This is a genomic window from Pseudonocardia tropica (assembly GCF_040105315.1).
GTDB classification, from domain to species: Bacteria; Actinomycetota; Actinomycetes; order Mycobacteriales; family Pseudonocardiaceae; genus Pseudonocardia; species Pseudonocardia alni.
Genome location: NZ_JBEDNP010000002.1, coordinates 37,148 through 63,627 on the forward strand (window position 1 = coordinate 37,148; position 26,480 = coordinate 63,627).

26 protein-coding genes are annotated in these 26,480 nt (G+C 75.1%); 22 read left to right on the forward strand and 4 right to left on the reverse strand.

Going from position 1 to position 26,480, the window contains the following annotated elements; genetic code table 11:
- Window positions 1–27: 27 nt before the first annotated feature.
- Window positions 28–555: an SH3 domain-containing protein gene (locus tag WHI96_RS03435; RefSeq protein WP_345646952.1), complete on the reverse strand. Its 528-nt coding sequence runs from the start codon at window positions 553–555 to the stop codon at window positions 28–30.
- Between the two features lie 332 nt (window positions 556–887).
- Here WHI96_RS03435 and metK point away from each other — a divergent pair, with 332 nt between their 5' ends.
- From metK to WHI96_RS03490, 11 genes are all read left to right on the forward strand, one after another.
- Window positions 888–2,105, forward strand: a complete 1,218-nt coding sequence (gene metK / locus WHI96_RS03440) for a methionine adenosyltransferase (RefSeq protein WP_345646955.1) — start codon at window positions 888–890, stop codon at window positions 2,103–2,105.
- A 97-nt stretch (window positions 2,106–2,202) separates the two neighbouring features.
- The gene (locus WHI96_RS03445) at window positions 2,203–4,305 is read left to right on the forward strand and encodes a primosomal protein N' (RefSeq protein WP_345646957.1); all 2,103 of its coding nucleotides are present in this window, start codon (window positions 2,203–2,205) and stop codon (window positions 4,303–4,305) included.
- A gap of 103 nt (window positions 4,306–4,408) precedes the next feature.
- Window positions 4,409–4,957 carry a peptide deformylase gene (gene def / locus WHI96_RS03450; protein WP_345646960.1) on the forward strand — a complete coding sequence of 183 codons (549 nt, stop codon included), beginning with the start codon at window positions 4,409–4,411 and terminating at the stop codon, window positions 4,955–4,957.
- On the forward strand, window positions 4,954–5,886 hold the full coding sequence (fmt, locus tag WHI96_RS03455) for a methionyl-tRNA formyltransferase (RefSeq protein WP_345646963.1): 933 nt from the start codon (window positions 4,954–4,956) through the stop codon (window positions 5,884–5,886). Before def ends, fmt begins: the two co-directional genes overlap by 4 nt.
- Before the next feature lie 929 nt (window positions 5,887–6,815).
- Window positions 6,816–8,162 (forward strand): RsmB/NOP family class I SAM-dependent RNA methyltransferase, encoded by a 1,347-nt coding sequence (locus WHI96_RS03460; protein ID WP_425571628.1) that lies wholly within the window; start codon window positions 6,816–6,818, stop codon window positions 8,160–8,162.
- Between the two features lie 77 nt (window positions 8,163–8,239).
- The gene (gene rpe / locus WHI96_RS03465) at window positions 8,240–8,926 is read left to right on the forward strand and encodes a ribulose-phosphate 3-epimerase (protein ID WP_345647274.1); all 687 of its coding nucleotides are present in this window, start codon (window positions 8,240–8,242) and stop codon (window positions 8,924–8,926) included.
- A 79-nt stretch (window positions 8,927–9,005) separates the two neighbouring features.
- On the forward strand, window positions 9,006–10,037 hold the full coding sequence (gene ribD / locus WHI96_RS03470; RefSeq protein WP_345647277.1) for a bifunctional diaminohydroxyphosphoribosylaminopyrimidine deaminase/5-amino-6-(5-phosphoribosylamino)uracil reductase RibD: 1,032 nt from the start codon (window positions 9,006–9,008) through the stop codon (window positions 10,035–10,037).
- A gap of 12 nt (window positions 10,038–10,049) precedes the next feature.
- A complete protein-coding gene (locus WHI96_RS03475; RefSeq protein WP_345646966.1) occupies window positions 10,050–10,682 on the forward strand; it encodes a riboflavin synthase in 633 nt (210 codons plus the stop codon).
- A 74-nt stretch (window positions 10,683–10,756) separates the two neighbouring features.
- On the forward strand, window positions 10,757–12,025 hold the full coding sequence (locus tag WHI96_RS03480) for a bifunctional 3,4-dihydroxy-2-butanone-4-phosphate synthase/GTP cyclohydrolase II (protein WP_345647280.1): 1,269 nt from the start codon (window positions 10,757–10,759) through the stop codon (window positions 12,023–12,025).
- A 69-nt stretch (window positions 12,026–12,094) separates the two neighbouring features.
- Window positions 12,095–12,586, forward strand: a complete 492-nt coding sequence (ribH, locus tag WHI96_RS03485) for a 6,7-dimethyl-8-ribityllumazine synthase (protein WP_345646969.1) — start codon at window positions 12,095–12,097, stop codon at window positions 12,584–12,586.
- A gap of 31 nt (window positions 12,587–12,617) precedes the next feature.
- Window positions 12,618–13,130 (forward strand): PH domain-containing protein, encoded by a 513-nt coding sequence (locus WHI96_RS03490; RefSeq protein WP_425571621.1) that lies wholly within the window; start codon window positions 12,618–12,620, stop codon window positions 13,128–13,130.
- 7 nt (window positions 13,131–13,137) lie between these two features.
- Here the strand turns inward: WHI96_RS03490 and WHI96_RS03495 are convergent, their stop codons facing one another.
- Entirely contained in the window at window positions 13,138–13,938 is an 801-nt protein-coding gene (locus tag WHI96_RS03495; protein WP_345646972.1) for a DUF2786 domain-containing protein, read from the reverse strand.
- Window positions 13,939–14,128: 190 nt separating this feature from the next.
- Here WHI96_RS03495 and uvrC point away from each other — a divergent pair, with 190 nt between their 5' ends.
- The 8 genes from uvrC (at window position 14,129) to tpiA (ending at window position 23,196) form a co-directional block, all read left to right on the forward strand.
- Complete coding sequence (gene uvrC, locus WHI96_RS03500) at window positions 14,129–16,108, forward strand: excinuclease ABC subunit UvrC (protein ID WP_345646975.1); 1,980 nt, start codon at window positions 14,129–14,131, stop codon at window positions 16,106–16,108.
- Entirely contained in the window at window positions 16,105–17,004 is a 900-nt protein-coding gene (rapZ, locus tag WHI96_RS03505; protein WP_073574705.1) for an RNase adapter RapZ, read from the forward strand. The genes uvrC and rapZ overlap by 4 nt, the downstream gene beginning before the upstream one ends.
- 29 nt (window positions 17,005–17,033) lie before the next feature.
- On the forward strand, window positions 17,034–18,065 hold the full coding sequence (locus tag WHI96_RS03510) for a gluconeogenesis factor YvcK family protein (RefSeq protein WP_345647286.1): 1,032 nt from the start codon (window positions 17,034–17,036) through the stop codon (window positions 18,063–18,065).
- Window positions 18,056–19,051, forward strand: coding sequence for a DNA-binding protein WhiA (gene whiA, locus WHI96_RS03515; protein WP_345646979.1), 996 nt, complete (start codon window positions 18,056–18,058; stop codon window positions 19,049–19,051). Before WHI96_RS03510 ends, whiA begins: the two co-directional genes overlap by 10 nt.
- Before the next feature lie 105 nt (window positions 19,052–19,156).
- Window positions 19,157–19,894 carry a hypothetical protein gene (locus WHI96_RS03520; RefSeq protein WP_349302341.1) on the forward strand — a complete coding sequence of 246 codons (738 nt, stop codon included), beginning with the start codon at window positions 19,157–19,159 and terminating at the stop codon, window positions 19,892–19,894.
- Window positions 19,895–20,207: 313 nt separating this feature from the next.
- Window positions 20,208–21,221 carry a type I glyceraldehyde-3-phosphate dehydrogenase gene (gene gap / locus WHI96_RS03525; protein WP_345646985.1) on the forward strand — a complete coding sequence of 338 codons (1,014 nt, stop codon included), beginning with the start codon at window positions 20,208–20,210 and terminating at the stop codon, window positions 21,219–21,221.
- A complete protein-coding gene (locus WHI96_RS03530) occupies window positions 21,218–22,408 on the forward strand; it encodes a phosphoglycerate kinase (RefSeq protein ID WP_345646988.1) in 1,191 nt (396 codons plus the stop codon). Before gap ends, WHI96_RS03530 begins: the two co-directional genes overlap by 4 nt.
- The gene (gene tpiA / locus WHI96_RS03535) at window positions 22,408–23,196 is read left to right on the forward strand and encodes a triose-phosphate isomerase (RefSeq protein WP_345646991.1); all 789 of its coding nucleotides are present in this window, start codon (window positions 22,408–22,410) and stop codon (window positions 23,194–23,196) included. The genes WHI96_RS03530 and tpiA overlap by 1 nt, the downstream gene beginning before the upstream one ends.
- A gap of 79 nt (window positions 23,197–23,275) precedes the next feature.
- On the opposite strand, the gene WHI96_RS03540 is transcribed toward tpiA, so the two are convergent.
- Complete coding sequence (locus WHI96_RS03540; RefSeq protein WP_345646994.1) at window positions 23,276–23,686, reverse strand: hypothetical protein; 411 nt, start codon at window positions 23,684–23,686, stop codon at window positions 23,276–23,278.
- A gap of 336 nt (window positions 23,687–24,022) precedes the next feature.
- Here WHI96_RS03540 and secG point away from each other — a divergent pair, with 336 nt between their 5' ends.
- The 3 genes from secG to WHI96_RS03555 all read left to right on the forward strand — a co-directional run bounded on the left by secG (window position 24,023) and on the right by WHI96_RS03555 (window position 25,944).
- On the forward strand, window positions 24,023–24,256 hold the full coding sequence (secG, locus tag WHI96_RS03545; protein WP_020627703.1) for a preprotein translocase subunit SecG: 234 nt from the start codon (window positions 24,023–24,025) through the stop codon (window positions 24,254–24,256).
- 28 nt (window positions 24,257–24,284) lie between these two features.
- Window positions 24,285–24,626, forward strand: a complete 342-nt coding sequence (locus tag WHI96_RS03550) for an RNA polymerase-binding protein RbpA (protein WP_020627702.1) — start codon at window positions 24,285–24,287, stop codon at window positions 24,624–24,626.
- A 61-nt stretch (window positions 24,627–24,687) separates the two neighbouring features.
- Entirely contained in the window at window positions 24,688–25,944 is a 1,257-nt protein-coding gene (locus WHI96_RS03555; RefSeq protein ID WP_345646999.1) for a TrpB-like pyridoxal phosphate-dependent enzyme, read from the forward strand.
- Window positions 25,945–26,009: 65 nt separating this feature from the next.
- Here the strand turns inward: WHI96_RS03555 and WHI96_RS03560 are convergent, their stop codons facing one another.
- The gene (locus WHI96_RS03560) at window positions 26,010–26,435 is read right to left on the reverse strand and encodes a DoxX family protein (RefSeq protein WP_345647002.1); all 426 of its coding nucleotides are present in this window, start codon (window positions 26,433–26,435) and stop codon (window positions 26,010–26,012) included.
- Window positions 26,436–26,480: the final 45 nt, after the last annotated feature.

Sequence of the window (26,480 nt, forward strand, 5' to 3'; positions counted from 1 at the left end):
CGGGCCCGACGTCGTGTGCGGCCGGGCTCAGTCCTCGTCGAAGAAGGAGCTGCGGGTCGGCGCCGCCTCGTCGGAGGAGGAGTCGGACCCCTCGCCCGACCCCTCGTCCGACGTGGACGGCGTCGCCGACGAGGTCGACCGCGGCGAGGACGTGGACGGCGTCTCCGAGGAGGCCGAGCGCGGGCTCGCGGTCGACGGCGTCGACGAGGACGGCGACGAGGTCGACCGCTCGGTGCTGCTCGGGGTCAGCGAGTCCTCCGACGATCCGGAGTCCTCGGCACCGGAGGTCGACACGTACCGGGTCATCGCCCAGCCGCCGTACTCGGGGAGCTCGACGAACCCGTCCCGGGTCTCCCCGGTCGAGGTGGACTCACCCCGCTCGCACACGCCGACGATCGGCGCGTCGGCCTCGGGCTCGGAGCGGACGTTGACGCTCTGGGTGCAGGTGCCGGTACCGGCGGCCGACGCGGTACCGGCGATGATCCCGGTGGTGGTGACGCCGGCCACGGCCAGTGCGCCGAGGACGGCTGCGACGCGTCGCGAGTTCGGCTTCATGGTGGAACAACCTCCGTGCCGCCGGGGCCGGGGAGGCCACCGTGCGGATCCGTTCGTGGGCGACCCCGCGGGGCGTGCGAGGTGTTGTCCCGCCCAACGAGCCGACGCCCGTTCGATTCGTGAGCGGAGGGTCAATCACCCCATCCGGCGACGCTGGGTAGCGTCATTGCGGCGCGTCGTCACGCTCCGTGTGTGAGTTCCGTCCTGGGTACTCCCATACGGGCGGCCGGTCTGGACTACTCTGCATGCCGAGGGGCGCTCGCGATCATGGTCGTGCGTCCGAGCGAGCGTGACAGCGTCGTCGCGCCGGAGCGGAGAACGTTTCCAACGGGATGGAGAAACTGCGCGTGTCAACCACGAGCCGTCGCCTGTTCACCAGCGAGTCGGTCACCGAGGGCCACCCCGACAAGATCTGTGACGCGGTCAGCGACACCATCCTCGACGCGATGCTCGCGCAGGACCCGAGCAGCCGGGTGGCCGTCGAGACCCTGGTGACCACCGGTCAGGTGCACGTCGCCGGTGAGGTCACCACGGGCGCCTACGTCGAGATCCCGCAGCTGGTCCGGGACACGATCCTCGAGATCGGCTACGACTCCTCCGCCAAGGGCTTCGACGGCGCCTCCTGCGGCGTCAACGTCGCGATCGGTGCGCAGTCGCCCGACATCGCCCAGGGCGTCGACACCGCCTACGAGAAGCGCGTCGAGTCCGCCGAGGACGAGATCGCCAAGCAGGGCGCCGGCGACCAGGGCCTGATGTTCGGCTACGCCTGCGAGGACACCCCCGAGCTGATGCCGCTGCCGATCGCGCTGGCGCACCGCCTGTCGCGCCGGCTGACCGAGGTCCGCAAGAACGGCACGCTGCCCTACCTGCGCCCGGACGGGAAGACCCAGGTCACCATCGAGTACGACGGCGACAAGCCGGTCCGCCTCGACACCGTGGTCCTGTCCTCCCAGCACGCCGCGGACGTCGACCTCGACGGCATGCTGGCCCCCGACATCCTCAAGCACGTCGTCACCCCCGAGGTGGAGGCGCTGGGCTGGGACCCGTCGCAGCCGCGGCTGCTGGTCAACCCGACCGGCCGCTTCGTGCTCGGCGGCCCGATGGGTGACGCGGGCCTCACCGGCCGCAAGATCATCGTCGACACCTACGGCGGCATGGCCCGCCACGGTGGCGGCGCCTTCTCCGGCAAGGACCCGTCGAAGGTCGACCGCTCCGCCGCGTACGCCATGCGGTGGGTCGCCAAGAACGCCGTCGCCGCCGGGCTCGCCGGGCGGATCGAGGTCCAGGTGGCCTACGCGATCGGCAAGGCCGCCCCGGTCGGGCTGTTCGTGGAGACCTTCGGCACCGAGAACGTCGACCCGGCGCGGATCCAGGCCGCCATCGAGGAGGTCTTCGACCTCCGCCCGGCCGCGATCATCCGCGACCTGAAGCTGCTGCGCCCGATCTACGGCCCGACCGCCGCGTACGGCCACTTCGGCCGCACCGACGTCGAGCTGCCGTGGGAGGACACCTCCCGCGCCGACGCGCTCAAGTCGGCCGCCGGCGCCTGAGCACGGCGTCCGCCCGCCCCGTGGCCGGGACCGCACCCCGCGGTCCCGGCCACGGCCGTCTCCGGGCGGCGTCGGTGGCTCGTGGTAGACCCTCGGCGTGAGCTCTCCGCGTACGGCCCCGGCGGCCCGCACCCGCCGCCCGGGTCGCAACCGGGGGGAGTGGCAGCCCGCTGCGGCCCGCCCGGTCGCGCGGGTGCTGGTCGACGTCGCGCTGCCGCACCTGGACCGGACCTTCGACTACCGGGTCCCGACCCACCTCGACGACGCCGCCGTCCCCGGCGTGCGGGTGCGGGTGCGGTTCGCCGGTCGGATGGTCGACGGCTTCCTGCTGGAACGCTCCGAGGACACCGCCCACGCCGGGAGGCTCGCCTGGGTCGACAAGGTCGTCTCGCCCGAACCCGTGCTCACCGCCGAGGTGGCCGGGCTGGCCCGGGCCGTCGCCGACCGCTACGCCGGGGTGATGGCCGACGTCCTGCGGCTCGCGGTACCCGCCCGGCACGCCCGCGTCGAGGCCGAGACCCCCCGCGAGCGCGGCACGACCGCCCCGGCCCCGGTCGACCGCGCCGGCTGGGAGGCCTACCCGCGCGGCGGGGCGTTCCTCGACGCGCTGGCGGGCGGGCGCGCCGCGCACGCCGTCTGGCAGGCGCTGCCGGGGGAGGAGTGGGCGGCCCGGCTGGCCGAGGCCGCCGTCGCCACCCGGTCGGCGGGTCGGTCGGCGCTGCTCGTCGTGCCCGACCAGCGCGACGTCGCCCGGCTGCACGCGGCCTGCGCGGCGCTGCTCGGCGAGGACGGCGTGGTGGCCCTCACCGCGGAGCTCGGGCCCGCCGAGCGCTACCGGCGCTGGCTGGCGGTGCGGCGGGGGAGCGTGCGGGTCGTCGTCGGCACCCGGTCCGCGGCGTTCGCCCCGCTCGGCGAGCTCGGTCTGCTGGCCGTCTGGGACGACGGCGACGACTCCCACTCCGAGCCCCGAGCCCCCTACCCGCAGGTCCGCGACGTGCTGGTGCTGCGCGCGCACCGCGAGGGCGCCGCGCTGCTGCTCGCCGGGTTCGCCCGCACCGCCGAGGCGCAGGTGCTCGTCGAGACCCGCTGGGCGAGTCCCATCGCGGCCGACCGTGCCGGGGTGCGCGCCCGGATGCCGCGGGTCACCGCGATCGGGGAGACCGACACCCAGCTCGTGCGCGACCCCGCCGCCCGCGCGGCCCGCGTCCCGGGCGTCGCTTTCGAGGCCGCCCGCGCCGCGCTGACCGCGGGCCGCCCGGTGCTGGTGCAGGTGCCGCGGTCGGGGTACCTGCCGTTCCTGGCGTGCGCGTCCTGCCGCGACGCCGCCCGCTGCCGGCACTGCGCGGGGCCGCTGGGCCTGCCCCGTTCCGGCGCCGGTGCCGAGGGCGCGCTGCCCGCCTGCCGCTGGTGCGGCCGCGCCGAGCCGGCGTTCCGCTGCGGGCACTGCGGGTCGCGACGCCTGCGGGCCGGGGTGGTCGGCGCAGGGCGCACGGCCGAGGAGCTCGGCCGCGCCTTCCCCGGCGTCACCGTGCGCACCTCCGGCGGGGGCGCCGAGGTCCTCGACACCGTCCCGGCCGGGCCCGCCCTGGTCGTCGCCACCCCGGGCGCGGAGCCGGTCGTCGACGGCGGCGGGGCCGGCTACGGCGCCGCGCTGCTGCTCGACGGCTGGGCCATGCTCGCCCGGCCCGACCTGCGCGTCGCCGAGGAGACGCTGCGCCGCTGGTTCGCCGCGGCCGCCGGGGTCGTGCCGCACACCGACGGCGGCCGGGTCGTCGTCGTCGCCGAGGCGTCGGTGCCGACCGTGCAGGCGCTGGTGCGGTGGGACCCGGCCGGGCACGCCGAGGCCGAGCTCGCCGAACGCGCCGAGGTGGGGTTCCCGCCCGCGATCCGGATGGCCTCGGTGGAGGGGCCGCCCGCCGCCGTCGCCGAGATCTGCGACGTGGTGCTCGGCGCCGGGCGCGTCGACCCGTCCCCGCCCGAGGGGGTGGAGCTGCTCGGACCGGTCGAGATCGACCCGCCGGACCGGCCCGGGGCCGGCCACGGCACCGCCGACGACGTCCGCGAGCGGGCGCTGCTGCGGGTCCCGCGCCGCGCCGGGCGCGACCTGGCCCGGGCCCTGCACGACGCGCAGGCCCTGCGCACCGCCCGCAAGGCCCCCGAGACCGTGCGGGTCCGGCTCGACCCCGACGAGATCGACTGAGCGGGGCGCCGGGTCACCGCCGTGACACCGGAGGGGACCGGCGGTGCCGCAGTGGCACAATGGAGCGCTGATCACCGCATTCGTCCGCCGTGAGGGGAAGCCCGTGTCCATCCAGCCCGTCCGGCTGTTCGGCGACCCGGTCCTGCGCACCCGCGCCACCGAGGTCACCGACTTCGACGCGGAGCTGCGCAAGCTCGTCACCGACCTGACCGACACCATGCACGACGAGGGCGGCGCCGGCCTGGCCGCGCCGCAGATCGGCGTCGGCAAGCGGGTGTTCGTCTACGACTGCGACGGATTCTCCGGGCACCTGGTCAACCCGACCTGGGAGGCCGTGGGCGACGACGAGCAGTTCGGCATGGAGGGCTGCCTGTCCATCCCCGGGCTCGGCTGGGACTGCCGGCGCACACTGCACGTCGTCGCGCGGGGCTGGGACATGCACGGCGAGCCGCAGACGATCGAGGGCTCCGAGCTGCTGGCGCGGGCCATCCAGCACGAGACCGACCACCTCGACGGCGTGCTGTTCGTCGACCGGCTCGACGCCGAGACCCGCAAGCTGGCGATGCGCGAGATCCGGGAGGCCGCCTGGTTCGGCGAGCCCGAGCCGGTGGTCAAGGCGAGCCCGCACCCCATGTTCGGCAAGGCTCGATGAGGCTGCTGTTCGCCGGCACCCCCGACCCGGCGGTGCCGTCGCTGCGGGCGCTGCTGGAGCACCCCGGCCACGAGGTCGTCGCGGTGCTGACCCGCCCGGACGCCCCCGCCGGGCGCGGCCGCAGGCTCACCCGCTCCCCGGTCGGCGAGCTCGCCGACGCGGCGGGGATCCCGGTGCTGACCCCCGCGAAGCCGTCGGACCCGGAGTTCCTCGACACGCTGCGCGCGCTCGCGCCGGACTGCGCGCCGGTCGTCGCCTACGGGGCGCTGCTGCCCCGCCCGGTGCTGGACGTGCCCGTCCACGGCTGGGTCAACCTGCACTTCTCGCTGCTGCCCGCCTGGCGCGGCGCGGCCCCGGTGCAGGCCGCGATCCGGCACGGCGACGACGTCACCGGCGCCACCACGTTCCGGCTCGAGGAGGGCATGGACACCGGGCCCACCTACGGCCTGGTCACCGAGACCGTCGGCGCGACCGACACCGCGGGCGACCTGCTGGGCAGGCTCGCCGAATCCGGTGCCCGGCTGCTCGCCGCGACCCTGGACGGCATCGCCGACGGCACGCTGACCGCCGTCCCGCAGCCCGCCGGGGGGGTCTCGCTCGCGCCGAAGGTCACGACCGCCGACGCCCGCGCCGACTTCACCGCCCCGGCCGCCGCGCTGGACCGGCTGATCCGCTCGGTCACCCCCGAGCCCGGCGCGTGGTGCGGGTTCCGCGACGACCGCCTCGGCCTCGGCCCGGTCCGCCCGCTGCGCACCGGTGAGGTGGAGCTCGCGCCGGGGGAGCTGCGGGTCGAGCGCCGCCGGGTGCTGGCCGGGACCGCCACCGTCCCGGTCGAGCTGGGCGGGGTGAAGCCGAAGGGCAAGCGATTCATGCCCGCGCCGGACTGGGCCCGCGGCGCCCGGATCGACGGCGTCGAGTACCTGGGCTGACCGCCGCCACCCGCCCCGGTCCGGCGCACCGACCTCCGACACCACACCGACTTCCCGACATCCCGGACGACGGCCGGCCCCCGGCCACGGCGGACCACCGCCGAGGAGACCACGTGAGCGAGCAGGACCCCCGACCCGACCGCGACCGGCCCGACCGCCCCGAGCGGCGCGCCGGCGACGACCGGCACCGCGGTGGCGACCGGCCGGGCGGTGACCGGTCGGGCGCCGACCGGGCCCGTCGTGACCGGTCGCGCGACGACCGCGGCCCGCGCACCGGGTCCGGCTGGGGCGGCGGCTCGGGGTCCGGCGACCGGCGCGGCGGGTCCGGTGGTCCGGGTGGCTCCGGAGAGCGCCGTGGCGGTGGGTGGCGCGACTCCGACCGGCCCAGCCACTCCCGCTCCGGTGGCGACGTGGCCCGCCCGCGCGACGGTGGCGACCGTCCCCGCGGCGACCGCCCGGTCCGGGGCCGCGACGACCGACCGCGGGGCGACGACCGCGCCCGCGGCGGGGACCGCTCCCGGGACGACCGTCCCCGCGGCGCCGACCGCGGCCGCGACGACCGGCCCCGTGGGGACCGGCCGTACCGGGACCGTGACGACCGTCCCCGCGCCGACCGCCGCGACGACCGGCCCCGCGGTGACCGCTCCGGCGGCGACCGTCCGCGCGCCGACCGACCCCAGGGCGACCGACCCCAGGGCGACCGCTCCCGTGACGACCGTCCGCGCGGTGACCGCCCGCAGGGCGACCGTCCCCGCCCCGACCACGGCGACGACCGCCGCGGCGGCCGCGACGACCGTGGGGACCGGGGCGGCGACCGCGGCCCCCGCCGCGAGCGCACGTCCGGCCCCCGCAACTCCGGCCCGCCCCGCGGCCGCGGCGGCCCCGCCAGGCCCCCGGCCGTCGACCCCGCCCGGCAGGCGGCCTACGAGTTGCTGACCGCCGTCCGCGAGCGCGACGCCTACGCCAACCTCGCGCTGCCCGGCATCCTGCGCCGCCACCGGCTGCGCGACCGCGACGCCGGCCTGGCCACCGAGCTCGGCTACGGCACCCTGCGCGCCCAGGGCCTGCTCGACACGATCATCGACGCCTGCACCGACCGCCCGTTGGCCAAGATCGAGCACGCGCTGCTCGACGCGCTGCGCCTGGGCGCCTACCAGCTGCTGCGCACCCGGGTGCCCGACCACGCGGCCGTCACCACCTGCGTCGAGCTGGTGCGGTCCGACCACGGCTCGCAGTCGGCCGGGTTCGTCAACGCGGTGCTGCGCCGCATCGGCGAGCACACCGAGGCCGAGTGGCTCGACCGCCTCGCCCCCGACCCCGCCGAGGACCCGGTCGGCGACGCCGCGCTGCGCCACGCCCACCCGCGCTGGATCGCGCAGGCCTTCGCCGACGCGCTCGGCGGCACCGGGGAGGAGCTGACCGCCGCCCTCGCCGCCGACGACACCCGGCCGCGCGTGCACCTGCTCGCCCGGCCCGGCGAGATCACCGCCGAGGAGCTGGCCCTGGCCACCGGCGGCGAGCAGGCGCCGTACTCGCCCTACGGGGTGCACCTGGAGCCGGGCAGCGGCGACGTCGGCGAGCTCGACGCCGTCGCCGAGGGGCTCGCGATCGTCCAGGACGAGGGCAGCCAGCTCGTCGCGGCCGCGCTCGCCCGCGCCGCGCTGCTGGGCGAGGACACCGGCCGCTGGCTCGACCTGTGCGCCGGCCCGGGCGGCAAGGCGTCGCTGCTGGGCGGGCTCGTCGCCGCCCGGGGCGGGACGCTCGACGCGGTCGAGTCCAGCGAGCACCGCGCCGACCTCGTCCGCCGGTCCGTCGCCGAGCTGCCGGTCACCGTGCACGTCGCCGACGGCCGGGAGGCCCCGCTGCCCGACGGCGGCTACGACCGGGTGCTCGTCGACGCGCCCTGCACCGGGCTGGGCGCGCTGCGCCGCCGCCCCGAGGCCCGCTGGCGGCGCCGCCCCGAGGACATCGCGACGCTGACCCGGCTGCAGCGCGAGCTGCTCGTCGCCGCGCTGCGTCACGTCCGCCCCGGCGGCGTCGTCGCCTACGTCACCTGCTCGCCGCACGTGTCGGAGACCGTCGGCGTCGTCGGCCGGATCGTCGGCCGCGAGGGACGCCCCGGTCCGGCCGGTGCCGTCGAGCAGCTCGACGCGCGCGCCTCGCTGCCCGGCGAGGTCCCCGGCCTCGGGGACGGCCCGACCGTCCAGTTGTGGCCGCACGTGCACGGCACCGACGCGATGTTCCTGGCGCTGCTGCGCCGCCCGCTCGAGGACTGACCGCGGTGTGACGGCGGCCTCGCCCACGGGTGCGGGGCCGCCGGCGAGCGGCCAGTAACCTCCTCCGCGTGCACCCGATGATCGCGCCCAGCATCCTGTCGGCCGACTTCGCCCGACTCGGCGAGGAGGCCGCCGCCGTGGGCGGCGACGGGACCGGGAACGGTGCGGACTGGCTGCACGTCGACGTCATGGACGCGCACTTCGTGCCGAACCTGACGCTCGGCCTGCCGGTCGTGCAGAGCCTGCGCGCCGCCACCGACATCCCGCTCGACTGCCACCTGATGATCTCCGACCCGGACCGCTGGGCCCCGGGATACGCCGAGGCGGGTGCCCGCAACGTCACCGTGCACGCCGAGGCCGCCCACGACCCGGTGATGCTCGCGAAGAACCTGCGCGCCGCCGGGTCCCTCGCCGGGCTGTCGATCAAGCCCGGTACCCCGCTCGACCCGTGGGTCGAGGTGCTCCGCCACTACGACACGCTGCTCGTGATGAGCGTCGAGCCCGGCTTCGGCGGGCAGAGCTTCATCCCCGAGGTCCTCGACAAGGTCCGCACCGTCCGCAACCTGGTCGACACCGGGCACCTCACGGTGCTCGTCGAGATCGACGGCGGCATCAACGCCGACACGATCGAGGCGGCCGCCGAGGCCGGCGTCGACTGCTTCGTCGCCGGGTCCGCCGTCTACGGCGCCGACGACCCGGGCCGCGCCGTCGCCGCGCTGCGGGACAGCGCCCGCCGGGCGAACCCGCACCGCTGGACCGACTGAGCCCGCCGCGGACGACCGAGCGACGGAGCACACCGGAGTGGACCGCCCGACCGGCACCGACGAGCGCACGGCCGCGGCCATGCGCCGCGCCCTCGCCGCGTCCGCCGAGGTCCACGGCACGACCAGCCCCAACCCGGCCGTCGGCTGCGTCGTCCTCGACCGCGACGGCGTCGTCGTCGGCACCGGTGCCACCGCACCGCCCGGCGGTCCGCACGCCGAACGGGCCGCGCTCGCGGAGGCGGGGGACCGCGCCGCGGGCGGGACCGCCGTGGTGACCCTGGAGCCCTGCAACCACACGGGCCGCACCCCGCCGTGCGTGGACGGCCTCCTCGAGGCCGGGATCGCCCGGGTGCACGCCGCCGTCGCCGACCCCGACCCGGTCGCGGCGGGCGGGCTGGACCGGCTCCGTGCCGCCGGTGTCGATGTGACGCTCGGCACGCTCGCCGACGAGGTGGCCCTGGGCCCGCTGCGCGGCTGGCTGCACCGCACGCGCACCGGGCGCCCCCACGTGACCTGGAAGGTCGCCACCACGCTCGACGGCCGGGTCGCCGCCGCCGACGGCACCAGCCGCTGGATCACGGGCCCGGCCGCGCGCGGCGCGGTGCATGACCTGCGCCGCAGGATGGACGCGATCGTCGCAGGCACGGGTACCGTCCTGTCCGACGACCCGGCGCTGACCGCTCGCCGGCCCGACGGCACCCTGTTCGACCACCAGCCCCTGCGGGTGGTGGTGGGACACCGCGACGTCCCGCCCGGCGCCCGGTTGGCCCGGACCGACGAAGCCGGCACCGCCGACGTGCTCCACCTCCGCACTCGCGATCCGGGGGAGGTGCTCGCCGAGCTCGGCCACCGGACCGTGGTGGACGTGCTCCTCGAGGGCGGACCGACCCTCGCCGGTGCGTTCGTCGCCGCAGGACTCGTCGACCGGGTGCTCGTGCACCTGGCCCCGGCCCTGCTCGGCGCGGGACCGCACGCCCTCGGCGACGCGGGCGTGGTAACGATCGCCGACATCGTGCGGTTGCACGTGGACGAGATCCACCGCGCCGGCGACGACGTGGTCATCGACGCACGACCGGCACCGGGCCCGACCGGGCCGGACGTGCCGCAGTAGGAGGGACGGGCGATGTTCACCGGGATCGTGGAGGAGGTCGGCGAGGTCGTCGACGTCCGCACCGACGACGACGTCGTCGTGCTGACCGTGCGCGCGGCCCTGGCCGCCGAGGTCGGGCACGGGGAGTCGGTCGCGGTGAACGGCTGTTGCCTCACCGCCGTCGTGACCGGGCCGGGCGCGGCCACGCTGACCCTCGAGCTGGTGCCCGAGACGCTGAAGCGGACCTCGCTCGGCGCCGTCGGCGCCGGGTCCGGGGTCAACCTGGAGCGCGCGGTACCCGCCGGCGGCCGGCTCGACGGCCACATCGTGCAGGGCCACGTCGACGGTGTCGGTACCGTGGTGTCCCGTACCCCCGGCGAGCGCAGCGACGAGGTCCGCTTCTCGCTGCCCGCCGAGCTGGCCCGCTACGTCGTCGAGAAGGGCTCCGTCGCCGTCGACGGGGTCTCGCTGACCGTCGCCGCCGTGTACCCGGACGGGTTCGGGGTGGCGCTGATCCCGACGACCCTGGCCGAGACCACACTGGGGTCGCGCGCCCCGGGGGATCCGGTCAACCTGGAGGTCGACGTGATCGCCAAGTACGTGGAACGCATGACCGCGGGGTACCTGCAGGGCCCCGGGTCCGGACAGGAAGGGGTCGCGCGGTGAGCGAGCCGTGGGAGTCGCCGGTCACGCCGGCAGGCCAGGGGTCGGGCACGCTGCCGGACGCTCCGCACACCGCGATGACGCCGTCGGAGCGGGCCGATCGTTTCGCCCGGATCGAGAAGGCCATCGCCGACATCGCCGAGGGCAAGCCGGTCGTCGTGATGGACGACGAGGACCGTGAGAACGAGGGCGACCTCATCTTCGCGGCGTCGAAGGCGACCGCGGAGCTGCTGGCGTTCACCGTCCGCTACACCTCCGGCTACGTCTGCGTGGCCATCACCGGTGGGGCCTGCGAGCGGCTCGACCTGCCGCCGATGCACCACACCAACCGGGACTCCTTCCGCACCGCGTACACGGTCACCGTGGACGCGAAGGAGGGCGTCACCACCGGCATCTCCGCCCAGGACCGCGCGCACACGATCCGCACGCTGGCCGACCCCGAGACCGACCGGCACGACCTGGTCCGGCCGGGCCACGTCGTGCCGCTGCAGGCCCGCGAGGGCGGTGTGCTGCGCCGTCCCGGGCACACCGAGGCCGCGGTCGACCTCGCCCGGATGGCGGGCCTGCCCGCCGCGGGCGCGCTGTGCGAGATCGTCTCGGAGAAGAACACCGGCGAGATGGCCCGCGGCGAGGAGCTCGGCGTGTTCGCCGCCGACCACGACCTCACCCTGATCACCATCGCCGACCTCATCGCCTACCGGCGCCGCTACGAGAAGCACGTCGAGCGGGTCGCGACCGCGCGGATCCCCACCGGCCACGGTGACTTCCTCGCCTACGGCTACGACTGCACCCTCGACGGCACCGAGCACATCGCCATGGTGATGGGCGACATCGCCACCCCCGCCGACGACGGCGAGAACGTGCTCGTCCGGGTGCACTCCGAGTGCCTCACCGGCGACGTCCTCGGCTCGCTGCGCTGCGACTGCGGCCCCCAGCTCGACGCGGCCCTGGAGGCCGTCGCCAAGGAGGGCCGCGGCGTCGTGCTCTACATGCGCGGGCACGAGGGCCGGGGGATCGGCCTGTTGCACAAGCTGCAGGCCTACCAGCTCCAGGAGGCCGGCGCCGACACCGTCGACGCCAACCTCGCGATGGGGCTGCCCGCCGACGCCCGGGACTACGGCATCGGCGCCCAGATCCTCGCCGACCTCGGCGTGAGGTCCATGCGGCTGCTCACCAACAACCCGGACAAGCGCGCCGGGCTGGAGGGCTACGGGCTGCGCGTCGTCGGTCGCGAGCCGATGCCGGTGCGCGCCACCCCGCAGAACCTGCGCTACCTGCGGACCAAGCGCGACCGGATGGGCCACGACCTGCCCGATCTCGGCGAGGTCGCCGACCCGGCACTCTGACCCGGCCGCGCGCCGCGCGCCGGGAGACCCCGTGGCGCGGCGCGCGGGCCGAGAGGCGAGAATCGGTCCATGAGTGGTGAGGGCCGGCCCTCCGGGGCCACGCAGCTGGACGCGAGCGGACTGCGGGTCGGGGTGGTGGCGGCCCGCTGGCACGCCGAGATCGTGGACCGGCTGCTGGAACGGGCCGTCGCCACGGCCCGCGAAGCCGGCGCCGAGCCCACCGTCGTGCGGGTGCCCGGCACCGTCGAGCTCCCGGTCGTCGCCCAGGAGCTCGCCCGCGGCCACGACGCCGTCGTCGCGCTCGGTGTCGTCGTCCGCGGTGGCACCCCGCACTTCGAGTACGTCTGCGACGCCGTCACCGCGGGCCTCACCCGCGTCGCGCTCGACGAGTCGACCCCGGTCGGCAACGGCGTGCTCACCACCGACACGGTGGACCAGGCGATCGACCGCTCCGGCGCGCCGGGCGCAGCCGAGGACAAGGGTGCCGAGGCCTGCATCGCCGCACTCGAATCGGCGCTGGCGCTGCGCGACCTGCGCGCCGGCGCCCCGATCCGCCCGTGACCCCGACCCGGGTCAGCACAGGGAGACTCCAGTGACCGAGCAGCCGACCGACTCCACCACCCCCGTCCCGGCCACCCCGGTGGCGCAGACGCGGACCGGACCCGGACCGGACGCGGTGACCCTCCGACCGCGGGTCATCCGCTGGACCGCCTGGCTCAGCGCCGCCGGCGTGATGGTGTTCTTCCTCATCGCGGCCTACTTCATGCCCGCCGAGGACACCGGGGTGATCTTCCAGCCGGCCGACCAGGTCGCGATGATGGTCATCGGGGCGTTCGTCGCCGGCGGGCTGCTGCTCATGGCCCGCCCCCGGGTGCGCGCCGACACCCACGGCATCGAGGTCCGCAACGTCATCACCGCCCGGTGGTACGACTGGGCCGACGTGCACGGCGTCTCGTTCCCCGACGGCGCCGCCTCGGCCCGCCTGGAGCTGCCCGACGACGAGTACCAGTCGGTGCTCGCCGTGCAGGCCGTCGACCGCGGGCTGGCCGTGCGCCACGTCCGCACCCTGCGCACGCTGCACCGCGCCGCCGTCCTGGGCCCGTGACCCCGGCTCAGGCGCCGATGCACGGCGCCCCGGCCCGGCCGTCCAGGCGCGGGCCGCCCAGGTCGGCCCGGTCGGCCGCGGCGGCCCCGTGCCGGAAGCCGCTGCCCGACACCTGCGGGCGCCGGGCGCGGCGCAGCCGGCCGAACTCGGCGTCGTAGGCGCGGTCGACCTCGGCGCCGCGGTCGGCCAGCACCAGCTCGGTCGACGCCGCCGCCCGCCCGGTCTCGGCCTCGGTCTCGCCCAGGGCGGAGCGCTCGGCCTCGCACAGCCGCTCGTACACCCGGCCCGCGAAGCCGTAGATCCAGGACCTCCGGTAGGCCGCCACCGACTCGCCCGGGTCCGGCGGGCGGACCGCGGCGAGCGCGGCCGTGGCCTGCAGCAGCAGCGAGGTGTAGAGCAGCTCCACCCGCTCCCGGTCCGAGGCGAACCCGAACACGGTGACCGCGGCGACCGAGCCGCCCCGCTGGTCGTGCATCACCCACCGGCACCGCAGCGCCGACGCCGTCCACCCCATCAGCCGGGCCTTCGCCCCGCTGTAGGGGTTGTCGACGGTGATCCGGCTCCGGCCGATCGGGTCGGCCCGCGACGGCCCGGCGCCGGGCGCCGCCGCCAGCAGCGCCTCGTCGATCCCGTGCCGCGCCATCAGCGCGAACGCCTTGTCGGTGTAGATCTCGGCCTCGTCCGGGGTGCCGGCCCGCTCGGCCTTCGCCAGCAGCTTGCGGATCCGGTCCAGCCGGGCCCCGGGCACCTGCTCACCCGGCGCGGTGCCGATGTCGGTGCGGGGGCCGGTCTCCTGCGCGGTGCTCACGGCGGTCTCCTCGGGCTCGGTATGGTCGAACTCGTGTTCGAGGGCGAGGTGTACCGGACCCTACCGACAGTTCCGGCGGCGCCGCGCGAGGTCCCCGGCCGACACGCGTCCCTACACCTCGTCCGGGGCCCGCGCCGAGGCCGGGGCCGGACCGGGACCGTCGGTGCCCGCAACTACCCTGGGAGCCACCATGGCCGACCCCAGCACCTACCGTCCGGCGACCGGGACGATCCCGGAGTCGCCCGGGGTGTACCGCTTCTCCGACCCCCGTGGCCGGGTGATCTACGTGGGCAAGGCCAAGAGCCTGCGGCAGCGGCTGAACTCCTACTTCGCCGACCTGTCCGGCCTGCACCCGCGCACCCGGCAGATGGTGACCACCGCGGCGAAGGTGGAGTGGACGGTCGTCGGGACCGAGGTCGAGGCCCTCCAGCTCGAGTACAACTGGATCAAGGAGTACGACCCGCGGTTCAACGTCCGCTACCGCGACGACAAGAGCTATCCCGTGCTCGCCGTGACGATGCACGAGGAGTACCCGCGGCTGCACGTCTACCGCGGCCCGCGCCGCAAGGGCGTGCGCTACTTCGGCCCGTACGCCCACGCCTGGGCCATCCGCGAGACCCTCGACCTGCTGCTGCGGGTCTTCCCCGCGCGCACCTGCTCGACGGGGGTGTTCAAGCGACACGGCCAGATCGGGCGACCCTGCCTGCTCGGCTACATCGACAAGTGCTCCGCCCCCTGCGTGGGCACGGTCACCGCCGACGAGCACCGCGACATCGTCGAGGACTTCTCCGACTTCCTGTCCGGGCGCACCGACCGGATGGTCCGCCAGCTCGAACGCGACATGGCCGAGGCGTCGGAGAACCTCGAGTTCGAGCGCGCCGCCCGGATGCGCGACGACCTCGGCGCCCTGCGCCGCGCCCTGGAGAAGCAGGCGGTCGTGCTGGGCGACGGCACCGACGCCGACGTCGTCGCCTTCGCCGAGGACGAGCTGGAGGCCGCGGTCCAGGTCTTCCACGTCCGCGGCGGCCGGGTCCGCGGCCAGCGCGGCTGGGTGATCGACAAGGTCGAGCCCACCGACACCGAGCAGCTCGTCGAGCGGTTCGTCTCCCAGTTCTACGGCGAGCAGCACGCCCTCGCCGGCGCCGCCGACGACGCCGTCCAGCCGGTGCCCAGGGAGATCCTGGTCCCGGTGCTGCCCTCCGACACGCCCGCGCTGGAGCGCTGGCTGACCGGGCTGCGCGGCTCCAGGGTGGGGATCCGGGTGCCGCAGCGCGGCGACAAGCGGGACCTCGCCGCGACCGTCGCGCGGAACGCGACGGAGGCGTTCGCCCAGCACAAGCTGCGCCGCGCCGGGGACCTCACCGCCCGGTCGGCCGCGCTGCAGGAGATCCAGGAGAACCTGGAGCTCGACCAGGCGCCGCTGCGCATCGAGTGCATCGACATCAGCCACGTGCAGGGCACGAACGTGGTCGCGTCGCTGGTGGTCTTCGAGGACGGGCTGCCCCGCAGGTCCGAGTACCGCCGCTTCGAGATCCGTGAGGCCGCCGCCGAGGGCGACGTGGCCTCGATCGCCGAGGTCGTGCGCCGCCGCTTCCGGCGCTACCTGGCCGAGACGGCCGACGAGCCGGCCCCCACCGAGGGCTCCGGGGAGGTCGCGCCGGGCGACACCGTGCGCACCGGGATCGACCCCGAGACCGGGCGGCCCAAGAAGTTCGCCTACCCGCCGAACCTGCTCGTCGTCGACGGCGCGAAGCCGCAGGTCGACGCGGCGGCCGCGGAGCTGGCCGGGCTGGGGATCACCGACGTCGCGGTGTGCGGGCTCGCCAAGCGCCTCGAGGAGGTCTGGCTGCCCGACGACACCGACCCGGTGATCCTCTCCCGGACCAGCGAGGGGCTCTACCTGCTGCAGCGGATCCGGGACGAGGCGCACCGGTTCGCCATCACCTATCACCGCCAGCGTCGTTCGCAGGGCATGACGGCGTCCGCGCTCGACGGGGTCCCCGGGCTCGGCCCGGCCCGCAAGCAGGCGCTGCTCAAGCACTTCGGGTCGGTGCGCAAGCTGCGCGCCGCCGACGTCGACGAGATCGCCGGTGTGCCCGGCTTCGGTCGCCGGACCGCCGAGTCCGTGGTCGCGGCCCTGCACGCCGGAACCGAGGGGGAGAAGGCATGACCGACGACAACGGCGAGGTGACCGCGGGCCCGGGGATCGAGGTCGCGGTGGTCAGCGGCCTGTCCGGGGCCGGGCGCAGCACCGCGGCGAAGGTCCTGGAGGACCTGGGCTGGTTCGTGGTGGACAACCTGCCGCCCGAACTCATCGCCACGATGGTCGAGCTGGGGTCGCGGGCCCGGGGGGAGGTGGCCCGCATCGCGGTGGTGATGGACGTGCGCTCCCGCGCGTTCACCGACGACCTCGGTGCCGTCATCAAGGACCTCGACGGCCGCGGCTACCGGCCGAAGCTGCTGTTCCTGGAGGCCTCCGACGCGGTGCTGGTGCGCCGCTTCGAGCAGAACCGCCGCTCCCACCCGCTGCAGGGCGCCGGGCGCATCACCGACGGCCTGGGCGCCGAGCGTGAGGTGCTGCGGCCGCTGCGGGAGGACGCCGACCTCGTCGTCGACACCTCGAACCTCTCGGTGCACGACCTGCGCACCCGGATCGAGGGCTCGTTCGCCCAGGAGAGCGCGCACGCCGCGACCCGGGTGACGGTGCTGTCGTTCGGCTACAAGTACGGGCTCCCGCTGGACTCCGACCTCGTCGTCGACGTGCGGTTCCTGCCCAACCCGCACTGGATCCCCGAGCTGCGCCCGTTCACCGGCCGCGACCGGGAGGTCAGCGACTACGTGCTGTCCCAGGAGGGTGCGGAGGAGTTCGTCGACCGCTACCTGGAGCTGCTCGACCTCGTCGGCGCCGGGTACCGGCGCGAGGGCAAGCGCTACCTGACCGTCGCCGTCGGCTGCACCGGCGGCAAGCACCGCTCGGTGGCGATCTCGGAGGAGATCGGGCGCCGGCTCGCCGACCGCGAGGGCATCCAGGTCAACGTCGAGCACCGCGACATGGGGCGCGAGTGAGCCCACGCCCACCCGAGCGCACCGGGGGCCTGCGGGTGGTCGCGCTCGGCGGTGGGCACGGCCTGCACGCCACGCTGACCGCGCTGCGCCGCTGTCCGCCGGTCACCGACATCACCGCCGTGGTCACCGTCGCCGACGACGGCGGCTCCTCGGGGCGGTTGCGCCGCGAGCTCGGCCTGCTCCCGCCCGGCGACCTGCGGATGGCCCTCGCGGCGCTGGCCGGCGACGACGAGCGGGGCCGGTTCTGGTCCGGGCTGGTCCAGCACCGCTTCGGCGGGACCGGCGCGCTGGCCGGGCACGCGGTGGGCAACCTGCTGCTCGCCGGGCTGCTGGAGCGCGACGGCGACCCGGTGCGCGCACTGGCGACCGTCGGCGAGCTGATGGGCTGCGCCGGCCGGGTCCTGCCGATGGCCCGGGTGCCGCTGGACATCGAGGCGGAGGTCGCGCTGGACGGCGTCGACGGCGCCCACCTGATCCGCGGCCAGGTCGCCGTCGCCTCCACCCCGGGCCGGGTGCGCCGGGTCTGGCTGCGGCCCGCCGACCCGCCCGCCTGCGACGAGGCCGTCCGCGCGGTGCGCGACGCCGACGTCGTGCTGCTCGGACCCGGCTCGTGGTTCACCAGCGTGCTCCCGCACCTGCTCGTGCCCGGGCTGCGCGACGCGCTGCTGGAGACCCCGGCGGCCCGGGTCGTGCTGCTCAACCTGGCGCCCGAGCCGGGGGAGACCGCCGGTTTCTCCCCCGAGCAGCACCTTGAAGTACTGTCCGGGCACGCTCCCGGTCTGCGGGTGCACGCCGTCCTGGCCGACGCCGGGTCGGTGAGCCTGCCGGACCGGCTGGACGCGGCCGCCGCCGACCTGCTGGTCCCCGGCGGACGGGTGTGGCCGGCCGCCGTCGCCGACGCCCGGGCGGCGACCCCGCGGCACGACCCGGACGCACTGGCCGGGGCACTCGCCGACGTGTTCGGCGCTCTGACCCCGCGCCGGCTCCCGACGGAGAACGGCACGCACGACAGCCCGCAGCACGACAGCCCGCAGCGCGGAAGGAGCTCCCGATGGCCATGACCGCCACGGTGAAGGACGAGCTGAGCCGGCTCACCGTCACCAAGCAGTCGTCACGGCGCGCGGAGGTCGCCTCGTTGCTCCGCTTCGCAGGCGGCCTGCACATCGTGGGCGGCCGGGTGGTGATCGAGGCCGAGGTCGACACCGGCTCGGTCGCCCGCAGACTGCGCCGCGAGATCCACGAGCTCTACGGCCACACCGCCGACGCGCACGTGATCACCGCGGGCGGTCTGCGCCGCAGCGCCCGCTACGTGATCCGGGTGATCCGTGACGGCGAGGGACTCGCCCGCCAGACCGGGCTGCTCGACAACCGCGGCCGCCCGGTGCGCGGGCTGCCCCCGCCCGTGGTCTCCGGTGACCTGTCCGACGCCGAGGCCGCCTGGCGCGGCGCGTTCCTCGCGCACGGGTCGCTGACCGAGCCGGGCCGCAGCTCCGCCCTGGAGGTCACCTGTCCCGGCCCCGAGGCCGCGCTGGCACTGGTCGGCGCGGCACGCCGGCTGGGCGTCGCGGCGAAGGCCCGCGAGGTCCGCGGCGCCGACCGGGTCGTCGTCCGCGACGGCGACGCGATCGGCGCGCTGCTGACCCGGATGGGCGCCCACCAGAGCGTCCTGTCCTGGGAGGAGCGCCGGATGCGCCGCGAGGTCCGGGCGACGGCGAACCGGCTCGCGAACTTCGACGACGCCAACCTGCGCCGCTCGGCGCGGGCCGCGGTCGCCGCGGCGGCCCGGGTCAGCCGCGCCCTGGAGATCCTCGGCGACGAGGTGCCCGAGCACCTGCAGGCCGCCGGGCGGCTGCGGGCCGAGCACACCCAGGCGTCGCTGGAGGAGCTGGGCCAGCTGGCCGACCCGCCGATGACCAAGGACGCGGTGGCCGGCCGCATCCGGCGGCTGCTGCAGACCGCGGACAAGAAGGCCGCCGAGCTCGGCATCCCCGACACCGAGTCCGCCGTCACCGCCGAGATGCTGGAGGAGGACGGCGGCGGCCGCTGACCGCGGTCACACCCCGTCACGAGGGGTGTGCGGGGCGTCGGGCATGATGCCGCCGTGACGATCCCGGGCTCCACCCTCCTCGCCGTTCATCTCGATCGATCCAGCATGCTGCGGCCGCTCCTGCCCGCACTACGTTCCGGTCTCGCGGACCTGCTCGCCGAGCAGGACGCCCACGACGGTCACCTGCAGGTCGTCGTCGCCACCGGGGGCGACCTCACCCGCTCGCTGCCCGACGGCACGCACCCGCCCGCCGTCCCGGTCGGCGCCGCCGAGGCCCGCACCGCGCTCCCCGCGAAGCTCCGCCCGCTGGGCGGCCCGGACCTGCGCGGCGGCGCGGCCCGGCTGCTCGGCGCCGTCGGCGACGAGCTCGCCGCCCGCGACGAGGCCGACCGCCCCGAGCGGGTCGTCGTCCTGCTCGTCGGGGAGGGCGCCGTCGGCGACACCTCCGCGGTCCGCGAGCGCATCGTCCACCAGCAGACCACCTACGCCTGGGAGTTCGTGCTGGTCGACGTGACCACCGGCACGATCCCGGCCGCCGCGGGTGCCCGGGCGGCCGCGTCCGGGGAGAACCGGGGCGAGGGTGGGGACGCCGCCGTCGCCGTCGCCGAGCGGCCCGCGGGCGACGGGGCCGAGCGCTTCGGCGTGCCGGTCACCGCCACCCTCACCGCGGGCCCGGGCGCGACCGGTGTGACCGCCGCGCTGTCGGCGGCCTCGGCGTTCGTGACCCGGGCCCGCGACGGGCGTCCGCACGAGCCGGTCGAGGGCTTCTCCGACGACGAGCGCGCCGCCGCCGACGCCCCCGACACCCGTCCGGGCTGGCGCCGCCTGCTCCGCCTGGCCTGAGCACGCCCGCGACGGCCCCGTGGCCCGCCCGGGCACGGGGCCGTCACGGGTCCGGATACCGGCCGGTACCGGTCCGTCCCCACACCGCGGACCGTCCGGAGCGGCCCGACCGCGCCCGATCCTGCGAGCGCGGCGCAGGTCACGGGCACTACGGGGGTCGCGACGGCCGATGCGCCGATAGGGTGGCGGCCGAGCACGGCACGCGCCGGCGCCCACCCGGGTGCCGACCCGCGATCGACCTGCCACACCCCACCGCCGGGACCCGGCGGGCCGGGGGAGAAGACGACAGGCACGACGAGCCCTGGAGGCATCTGTGACGGTCCGCGTAGGAGTCAACGGCTTCGGCCGCATCGGCCGGAACTTCTGGCGGGCGGTGGACGCCCAGCGCGCCGCCGGCACCACGGACATCGAGATCGTCGCGGTGAACGACATCACCGACAACGCGACGCTCGCGCACCTGCTGAAGTACGACTCGATCCTCGGGCGTCTGCCCTACGAGGTCTCCACCTCCGGCGACGAGATCGTCGTCGACGGCAAGGGCTTCAAGGGCCTCGCCGTCCGCGACCCCGCCGAGCTGCCCTGGAAGGACCTGGGCGTCGACGTCGTCGTCGAGTCGACCGGCATCTTCACCAAGCGCGACGCCGCGGCCAAGCACCTCGACGCCGGCGCCAAGAAGGTCGTCATCTCCGCCCCGGCGACCGACGAGGACATCACCATCGTCAAGGGCGTCAACGACGGCGACTACGACGGCTCGCAGAACGTGATCTCGAACGCGTCCTGCACGACGAACTGCCTCGCGCCGCTGGCCAAGGTCCTCGACGACCTGCTGGGGATCGAGAAGGGTCTGATGACCACGATCCACGCCTACACCCAGGACCAGAACCTGCAGGACGGTCCGCACAAGGACCTGCGCCGGGCCCGCGCGGCCGCGCTGAACGTCGTCCCCACCTCGACCGGCGCCGCCAAGGCGATCTCGCTGGTCATGCCGCACCTCAAGGGCAAGCTCGACGGCTACGCGCTGCGGGTGCCGATCCCCACCGGCTCGGCCACCGACCTCACCGTCGAGGTCCGCAAGGAGGCGACGGTCGAGGAGATCAACGCCGCGTTCAGGGCGGCCGCCGAGGGCCCGCTCAAGGGGATCCTGTCCTACACCGAGGACCCGATCGTCTCCTCCGACATCGTGACCGACCCGCACTCGACGATCTTCGACTCGGGTCTGACGAAGGTCATCGGCAACCAGGTCAAGGTCGTCGGCTGGTACGACAACGAGTGGGGCTACTCCAACCGCCTGGTCGACATCACCGGTCTGGTGGCGTCGACGCTGTGAGGACCCTCGACGACCTCCTGAACGAGGGGGCCGAGGGCGTGCAGGGCCGGACCGTGCTGGTCCGCTCCGATCTGAACGTTCCCCTCGACGACGACCGGAACATCACCGACGACGGCCGCATCCGCGCCTCGGTGCCGACGATCCGGGCGCTGTCCGGTGCGGGCGCGCAGGTCGTCGTCACCGCGCACCTCGGTCGTCCGAAGAACGGGCCGGAGGAGAGGTTCTCCCTGGCCCCGGCGGCCCAGCGGCTCGGCGAGCTGCTCGGCGCCCCGGTGCGCCTGGTCGAGCTCGGCACGCCGCTGCCGTCGATGGCCGCCGGTGACGTCGTGATGCTGGAGAACATCCGGTTCGACGCCCGCGAGACCAGCTCCGACGACGCCGAGCGCGGCGCGTTCGCCGACGAGCTCGTCGCCCTGGTCGGCGACGACGCGGCGTTCGTCTCCGACGGGTTCGGCGTGGTGCACCGCGAGCAGGCGTCGGTCTACGACGTCGCGCAGCGGCTCGACGCCTACGCCGGCGGGCTCGTCCTGTCCGAGGTCGAGGTGCTGCGCACACTCACCGGGAACCCGGAGCGGCCCTACGCGGTCGTGCTCGGCGGGTCCAAGGTCTCGGACAAGCTGGCCGTGATCGAGGCGCTGCTGCCCAAGGTCGACACGCTGCTCGTCGGCGGCGGGATGTGCTTCACGTTCCTGGCCGCCCAGGGCCACGGCGTCGGCTCCTCGCTGCTGGAGTCCGACCAGGTCGAGACCTGCCGGAAGCTCCTGGAGTCCGGCAAGATCGTCCTGCCGACCGACGTCGTCGTCGCCGACGCGTTCTCCGCGGACGCGACCACCCGGACCGTCGCCGTCGACGGCATCGACGACGGCTGGCTGGGCCTCGACATCGGGCCCGAGTCGGTCCGCGAGTTCGCCGCCCGCATCGAGGACGCGAAGACGATCTTCTGGAACGGCCCGATGGGCGTGTTCGAGCTGGCGCCGTTCGCCGAGGGCACCCGCGGTGTCGCGCAGGCGATCGCCGACGGTGACGCCTTCTCGGTCGTCGGTGGCGGGGACTCCGCCGCCGCGGTCCGGGCGCTCGGCATCGCCGAGGACGCGTTCTCCCACATCTCCACCGGGGGCGGCGCGTCCCTGGAGTTCCTGGAGGGCGCGACCCTGCCGGGCGTCGCCGTGCTGGAGGAGGACGCCTGATGGCCACCCGCAAGCCCCTCATCGCGGGCAACTGGAAGATGAACCTCCACCACCTCGAGGCCATCGCGGTGGTGCAGAAGCTCGCCTTCGCCCTGCCCGACCGGTACCTCGACAAGGTCGAGGTGGCCGTCCTGCCGCCGTTCACCGACATCCGCAGCGTGCAGACGCTGATCGACGGCGACAAGCTGCGCCTCGTGCACGGCGCCCAGGACCTGTCCCCGCACGACTCCGGTGCCTACACCGGGGACGTGTCGGGCGGCATGCTGGCCAAGCTGGGCTGCACCTACGTCGCCGTCGGGCACTCCGAGCGCCGCGAGATCCACGGCGAGGACGACGCGGTCGTCAACGCCAAGGTGCTCGCGGCGCTCAGGCACGGGATCACCCCGATCCTGTGCGTCGGCGAGGGCCTGGACGTCCGCGAGGCGGGCACCCACGTGCAGCACTGCACCGACCAGCTGCGCGCGGCCCTGAAGGGTGTCACCGCCGAGCAGGCGGCCGGTCTCGTGCTCGCCTACGAGCCGGTCTGGGCCATCGGCACCGGCAAGGTGGCGGGCCCGGCCGACGCGCAGGAGGTCTGCGCCGCGCTGCGTGCGACGCTGGCCGAGCTGTACTCCGACGACGTCGCAGGGACGGTCCGCGTCCTCTACGGCGGCTCGGTGAAGTCGTCGAACGTGGGCGAGATCGTGGCCGGGACCGACGTCGACGGCGCGCTCGTCGGCGGCGCCAGCCTGGACGCCGAGGAGTTCGCGAAGCTGTCGGCGGTCGCCGCGGGTGGTCCGTTGCCGTGAGGTAGTGCGACGAGCCCTCGCATCGGGCCCGGTCCGAGTCGACTCGGACCGGGCCCGACGTCGTCCCGAGCCCGAGCGCTCAGAACCAGCCCAGCATCAGCACCGCAGGGAACACGAAGACGAGGACCACCCCGGTGGGTGCGACCGTGGACGAGGTGAGCCGAGCCGCGAGAGCGAGAGCAACGAGCAGCGCCGCCGCGGAGATCCCCGCTGCCGACGCCCCGGTCACCGGACCACCTGGTCCCCCGATCAGCCCGCGAACCGATGCGAACAAGCCGAGCAGGCTGAAGCCGAGAAGGGGCAGGATCAGCACCTGGTCGAGTCCGTCCTGCCACATCGGACGATGGGGGAGAAACGCCTCCAGAACCACGGCGATGATCAGTGTGGCGATGATCTGCGATGTGGTCGCGTAGAAGTCCGACTCGGGACGCGGCCAACGCTGTCCGGCCGACACCCCGATCAGCAGGGGGATCGACAACAGGAGAACCACGGTGATCTGCGGTGTGTGTCGTACGATCAGCCGCCCCGGCCGTCGTGGAGGCGGTTCCGGTCTAGTTGCTCCGGATGATGAATCCAATGACCACTCCTACCGCCATCACGATGAGCCCGAGAATCCCCCATCCGGCAAACGCCTCGGCGTTCTCGATGATCACGCGCACCATTGCGACCTCCCCGAAGCAGTCCGACGGATTCCGGTCCGACTCGCCCCGTCGCACCTCCGCGTTACCGAACGGCGTCGTAGCGCGGATGCCCCGCTCCGGGACATCGGGCGAGACGGGGGTATCGTCGGCGCTTCCGGCGAGCGACCACTGATGGGGAAGCGCACGTGATCCTGACCCTCCAGATCATCCTGATCGTGACCAGCCTCCTGCTGATCGCGATGGTCCTGCTGCAGCGCAGCAAGGGTGGTGGTCTGACCAGTCTCTTCGGTGGCGGCGTGCAGTCGAGCCTCTCGGGCTCGGCGGCGGCGGACCGCAACATCGCTCGCTACACGGTCTTCGTCGGCCTCATCTGGCTCATCGCGGTGGTCGGCAACGGCCTGCTGCTGGCCACCGGCTGACGGTCGGACGGACGAGAGGGAGCGGGACATGGCAGGCGGCAACGCGATCCGCGGTACTCGGGTCGGTGCGGGACCGATGGGCGAGAACGAGCGGGGCGAGACCGCCCCGCGCGAGCGCATCCCGTTCTACTGCGCGAACGGGCACGTCAACAACACCTGGTTCGCCGCGGAGGCCGAGGTCCCCGAGACCTGGGACTGCCCGCGCTGCGGGCTGCCGGGCGGACGCGACGCGGAGAACCCGCCCGCCGCGCCCCGCACCGAGCCGTACAAGACGCATCTGGCGTACGTGAAGGAGCGGCGCAGCGACGCCGACGGCGAGGCCATCCTCGAGGAGGCCCTGGGTCGGCTGCGGGCCTCCCGGGAGCTCTGACCCGGTCCCACGGCGCGCCCGGGTCGTGACCGGGCGCACGTGCGGGTTAGATTCGGTGGTCATGAGCCGCTGGACGCTGCCCCCGGACCGGATCCCCTCGGCATGGTTCAACGTCGTGCCGCACCTGCCGACGCCGCCGCAGCCGCCCCTGCACCCCGGGACCCGCGAGCCGGTCGTCCCCGAGGACCTGGCGCCGCTGTTCCCGACCGCCCTGATCGAGCAGGAGGTCAGCGCCGAGCCGTGGGTCGACGTCCCCGGCGAGGTCCTCGACATCCTGAGGCTGTGGCGGCCCACGCCGCTGGTCCGCGCGACCCGGCTGGAGAAGGCGCTCGGCACCCCGGCGCGGATCTACTTCAAGGACGAGTCGATCTCGCCCTCGGGCAGCCACAAGACCAACACGGCCGTGGCCCAGGCGTTCTACAACGCCCGGGAGGGCACCACCCGGCTCACCACCGAGACCGGCGCCGGCCAGTGGGGGACCGCGTTGTCGTTCGCCGCGGCCCAGTTCGACCTGGACCTGAAGGTCTACATGGTGCGGGCGTCCTACGGGCAGAAGCCCTACCGGCGGATCGCGATCGAGACCTGGGGCGGCGAGGTCGTGCCGTCCCCGGTCGACGAGCCCGACCACCCCGGCTCACTGGGCTCGGCCATCTCCGACGCGGTGCGCGACTGCGTCGGCCGCTCCGACACCCACTACGCGCTCGGCTCGGTGCTCAACCACGTGCTGCTGCACCAGACCATGATCGGCCTGGAAGCCAAGGAGCAGCTGGCGCTGGCGGGGGAGCGGCTGCCCGACGTCGTCATCGCGCCGTGCGGGGGCGGCTCGAACCTGGGCGGGATCGCCTTCCCGTTCGTGCCGGACTCCGGCGTGCGGCTGCTCGCCGTCGAGCCGCTGTCGTGCCCGACGCTGACCCAGGGCCGCTACGACTACGACTTCGGCGACACGGCGGGTCTCACCCCGCTGATGCCGATGTACACCCTGGGCCACGACTTCGTGCCGCCGTCGATCCACGCCGGCGGGCTGCGCTACCACGGTGACTCGCCGCTGGTGTCCTCACTGGTCAAGGACGAGCGGATGGAGGCCGTCGCCTACCCGCAGGGGAAGGTGTTCGAGGCCGCCATCCAGTTCGCGCGGACCGAGGGCAAGATCCCGGCGCCGGAGTGCGGGCACGCCATCGCGGCCACCATCGACGAGGCGCTCGCCGCGAAGGAGACGGGGGAGGAGAAGGTGATCCTGTTCAACTACTGCGGTCACGGCTTCCTCGACCTCGCCGCCTACGACGACTACACGAACGGCCGGCTCGACGAGATCGGCTGAGCCCCGCCCGCACCACGACGGCCCGTCCCCCGGACCATGTGGACGGGCCGTCGTCGTGCGGGCGGTCAGCGGCGCAGGCCGCGCAGCAGGGCCGCGGTGTCGCGGCGGCGGGCCCACGCGACCACACAGACCGCCACCAGGGTCAGCGCCGGGAAGGCGACCATCGCGGGCATCAGCACCACGGTGACCGCGGTGGCCCCGACCATCAGCGCGACCTGGCAGACGGCGGCGAGCCCGCACAGCCGCGGGACCAGCAGGGCGACCGCGCCGGCCAGCTCCAGCCAGCCGACCACGACCATGCCGACGGTCCCCAGGCCCAGCAGGTCGAACCCGGCGACCGCGACCGGGTCGGCGGTCACCTTCGGCACCGCCGCCATCACGAAGACCCCCGCCAGCAGCACCTGCAGCACCCACAGGCCGACGGTGGCGGCACGCGGGCGACGGGTGGCGGAGGTGGCGGACGCGGTCCCGGTACGGGTGGTGCTGGTCATGGCGGGCTCCCTCGGTGCTCGCGGTCCCGGGTCGGGGCCGCCGTT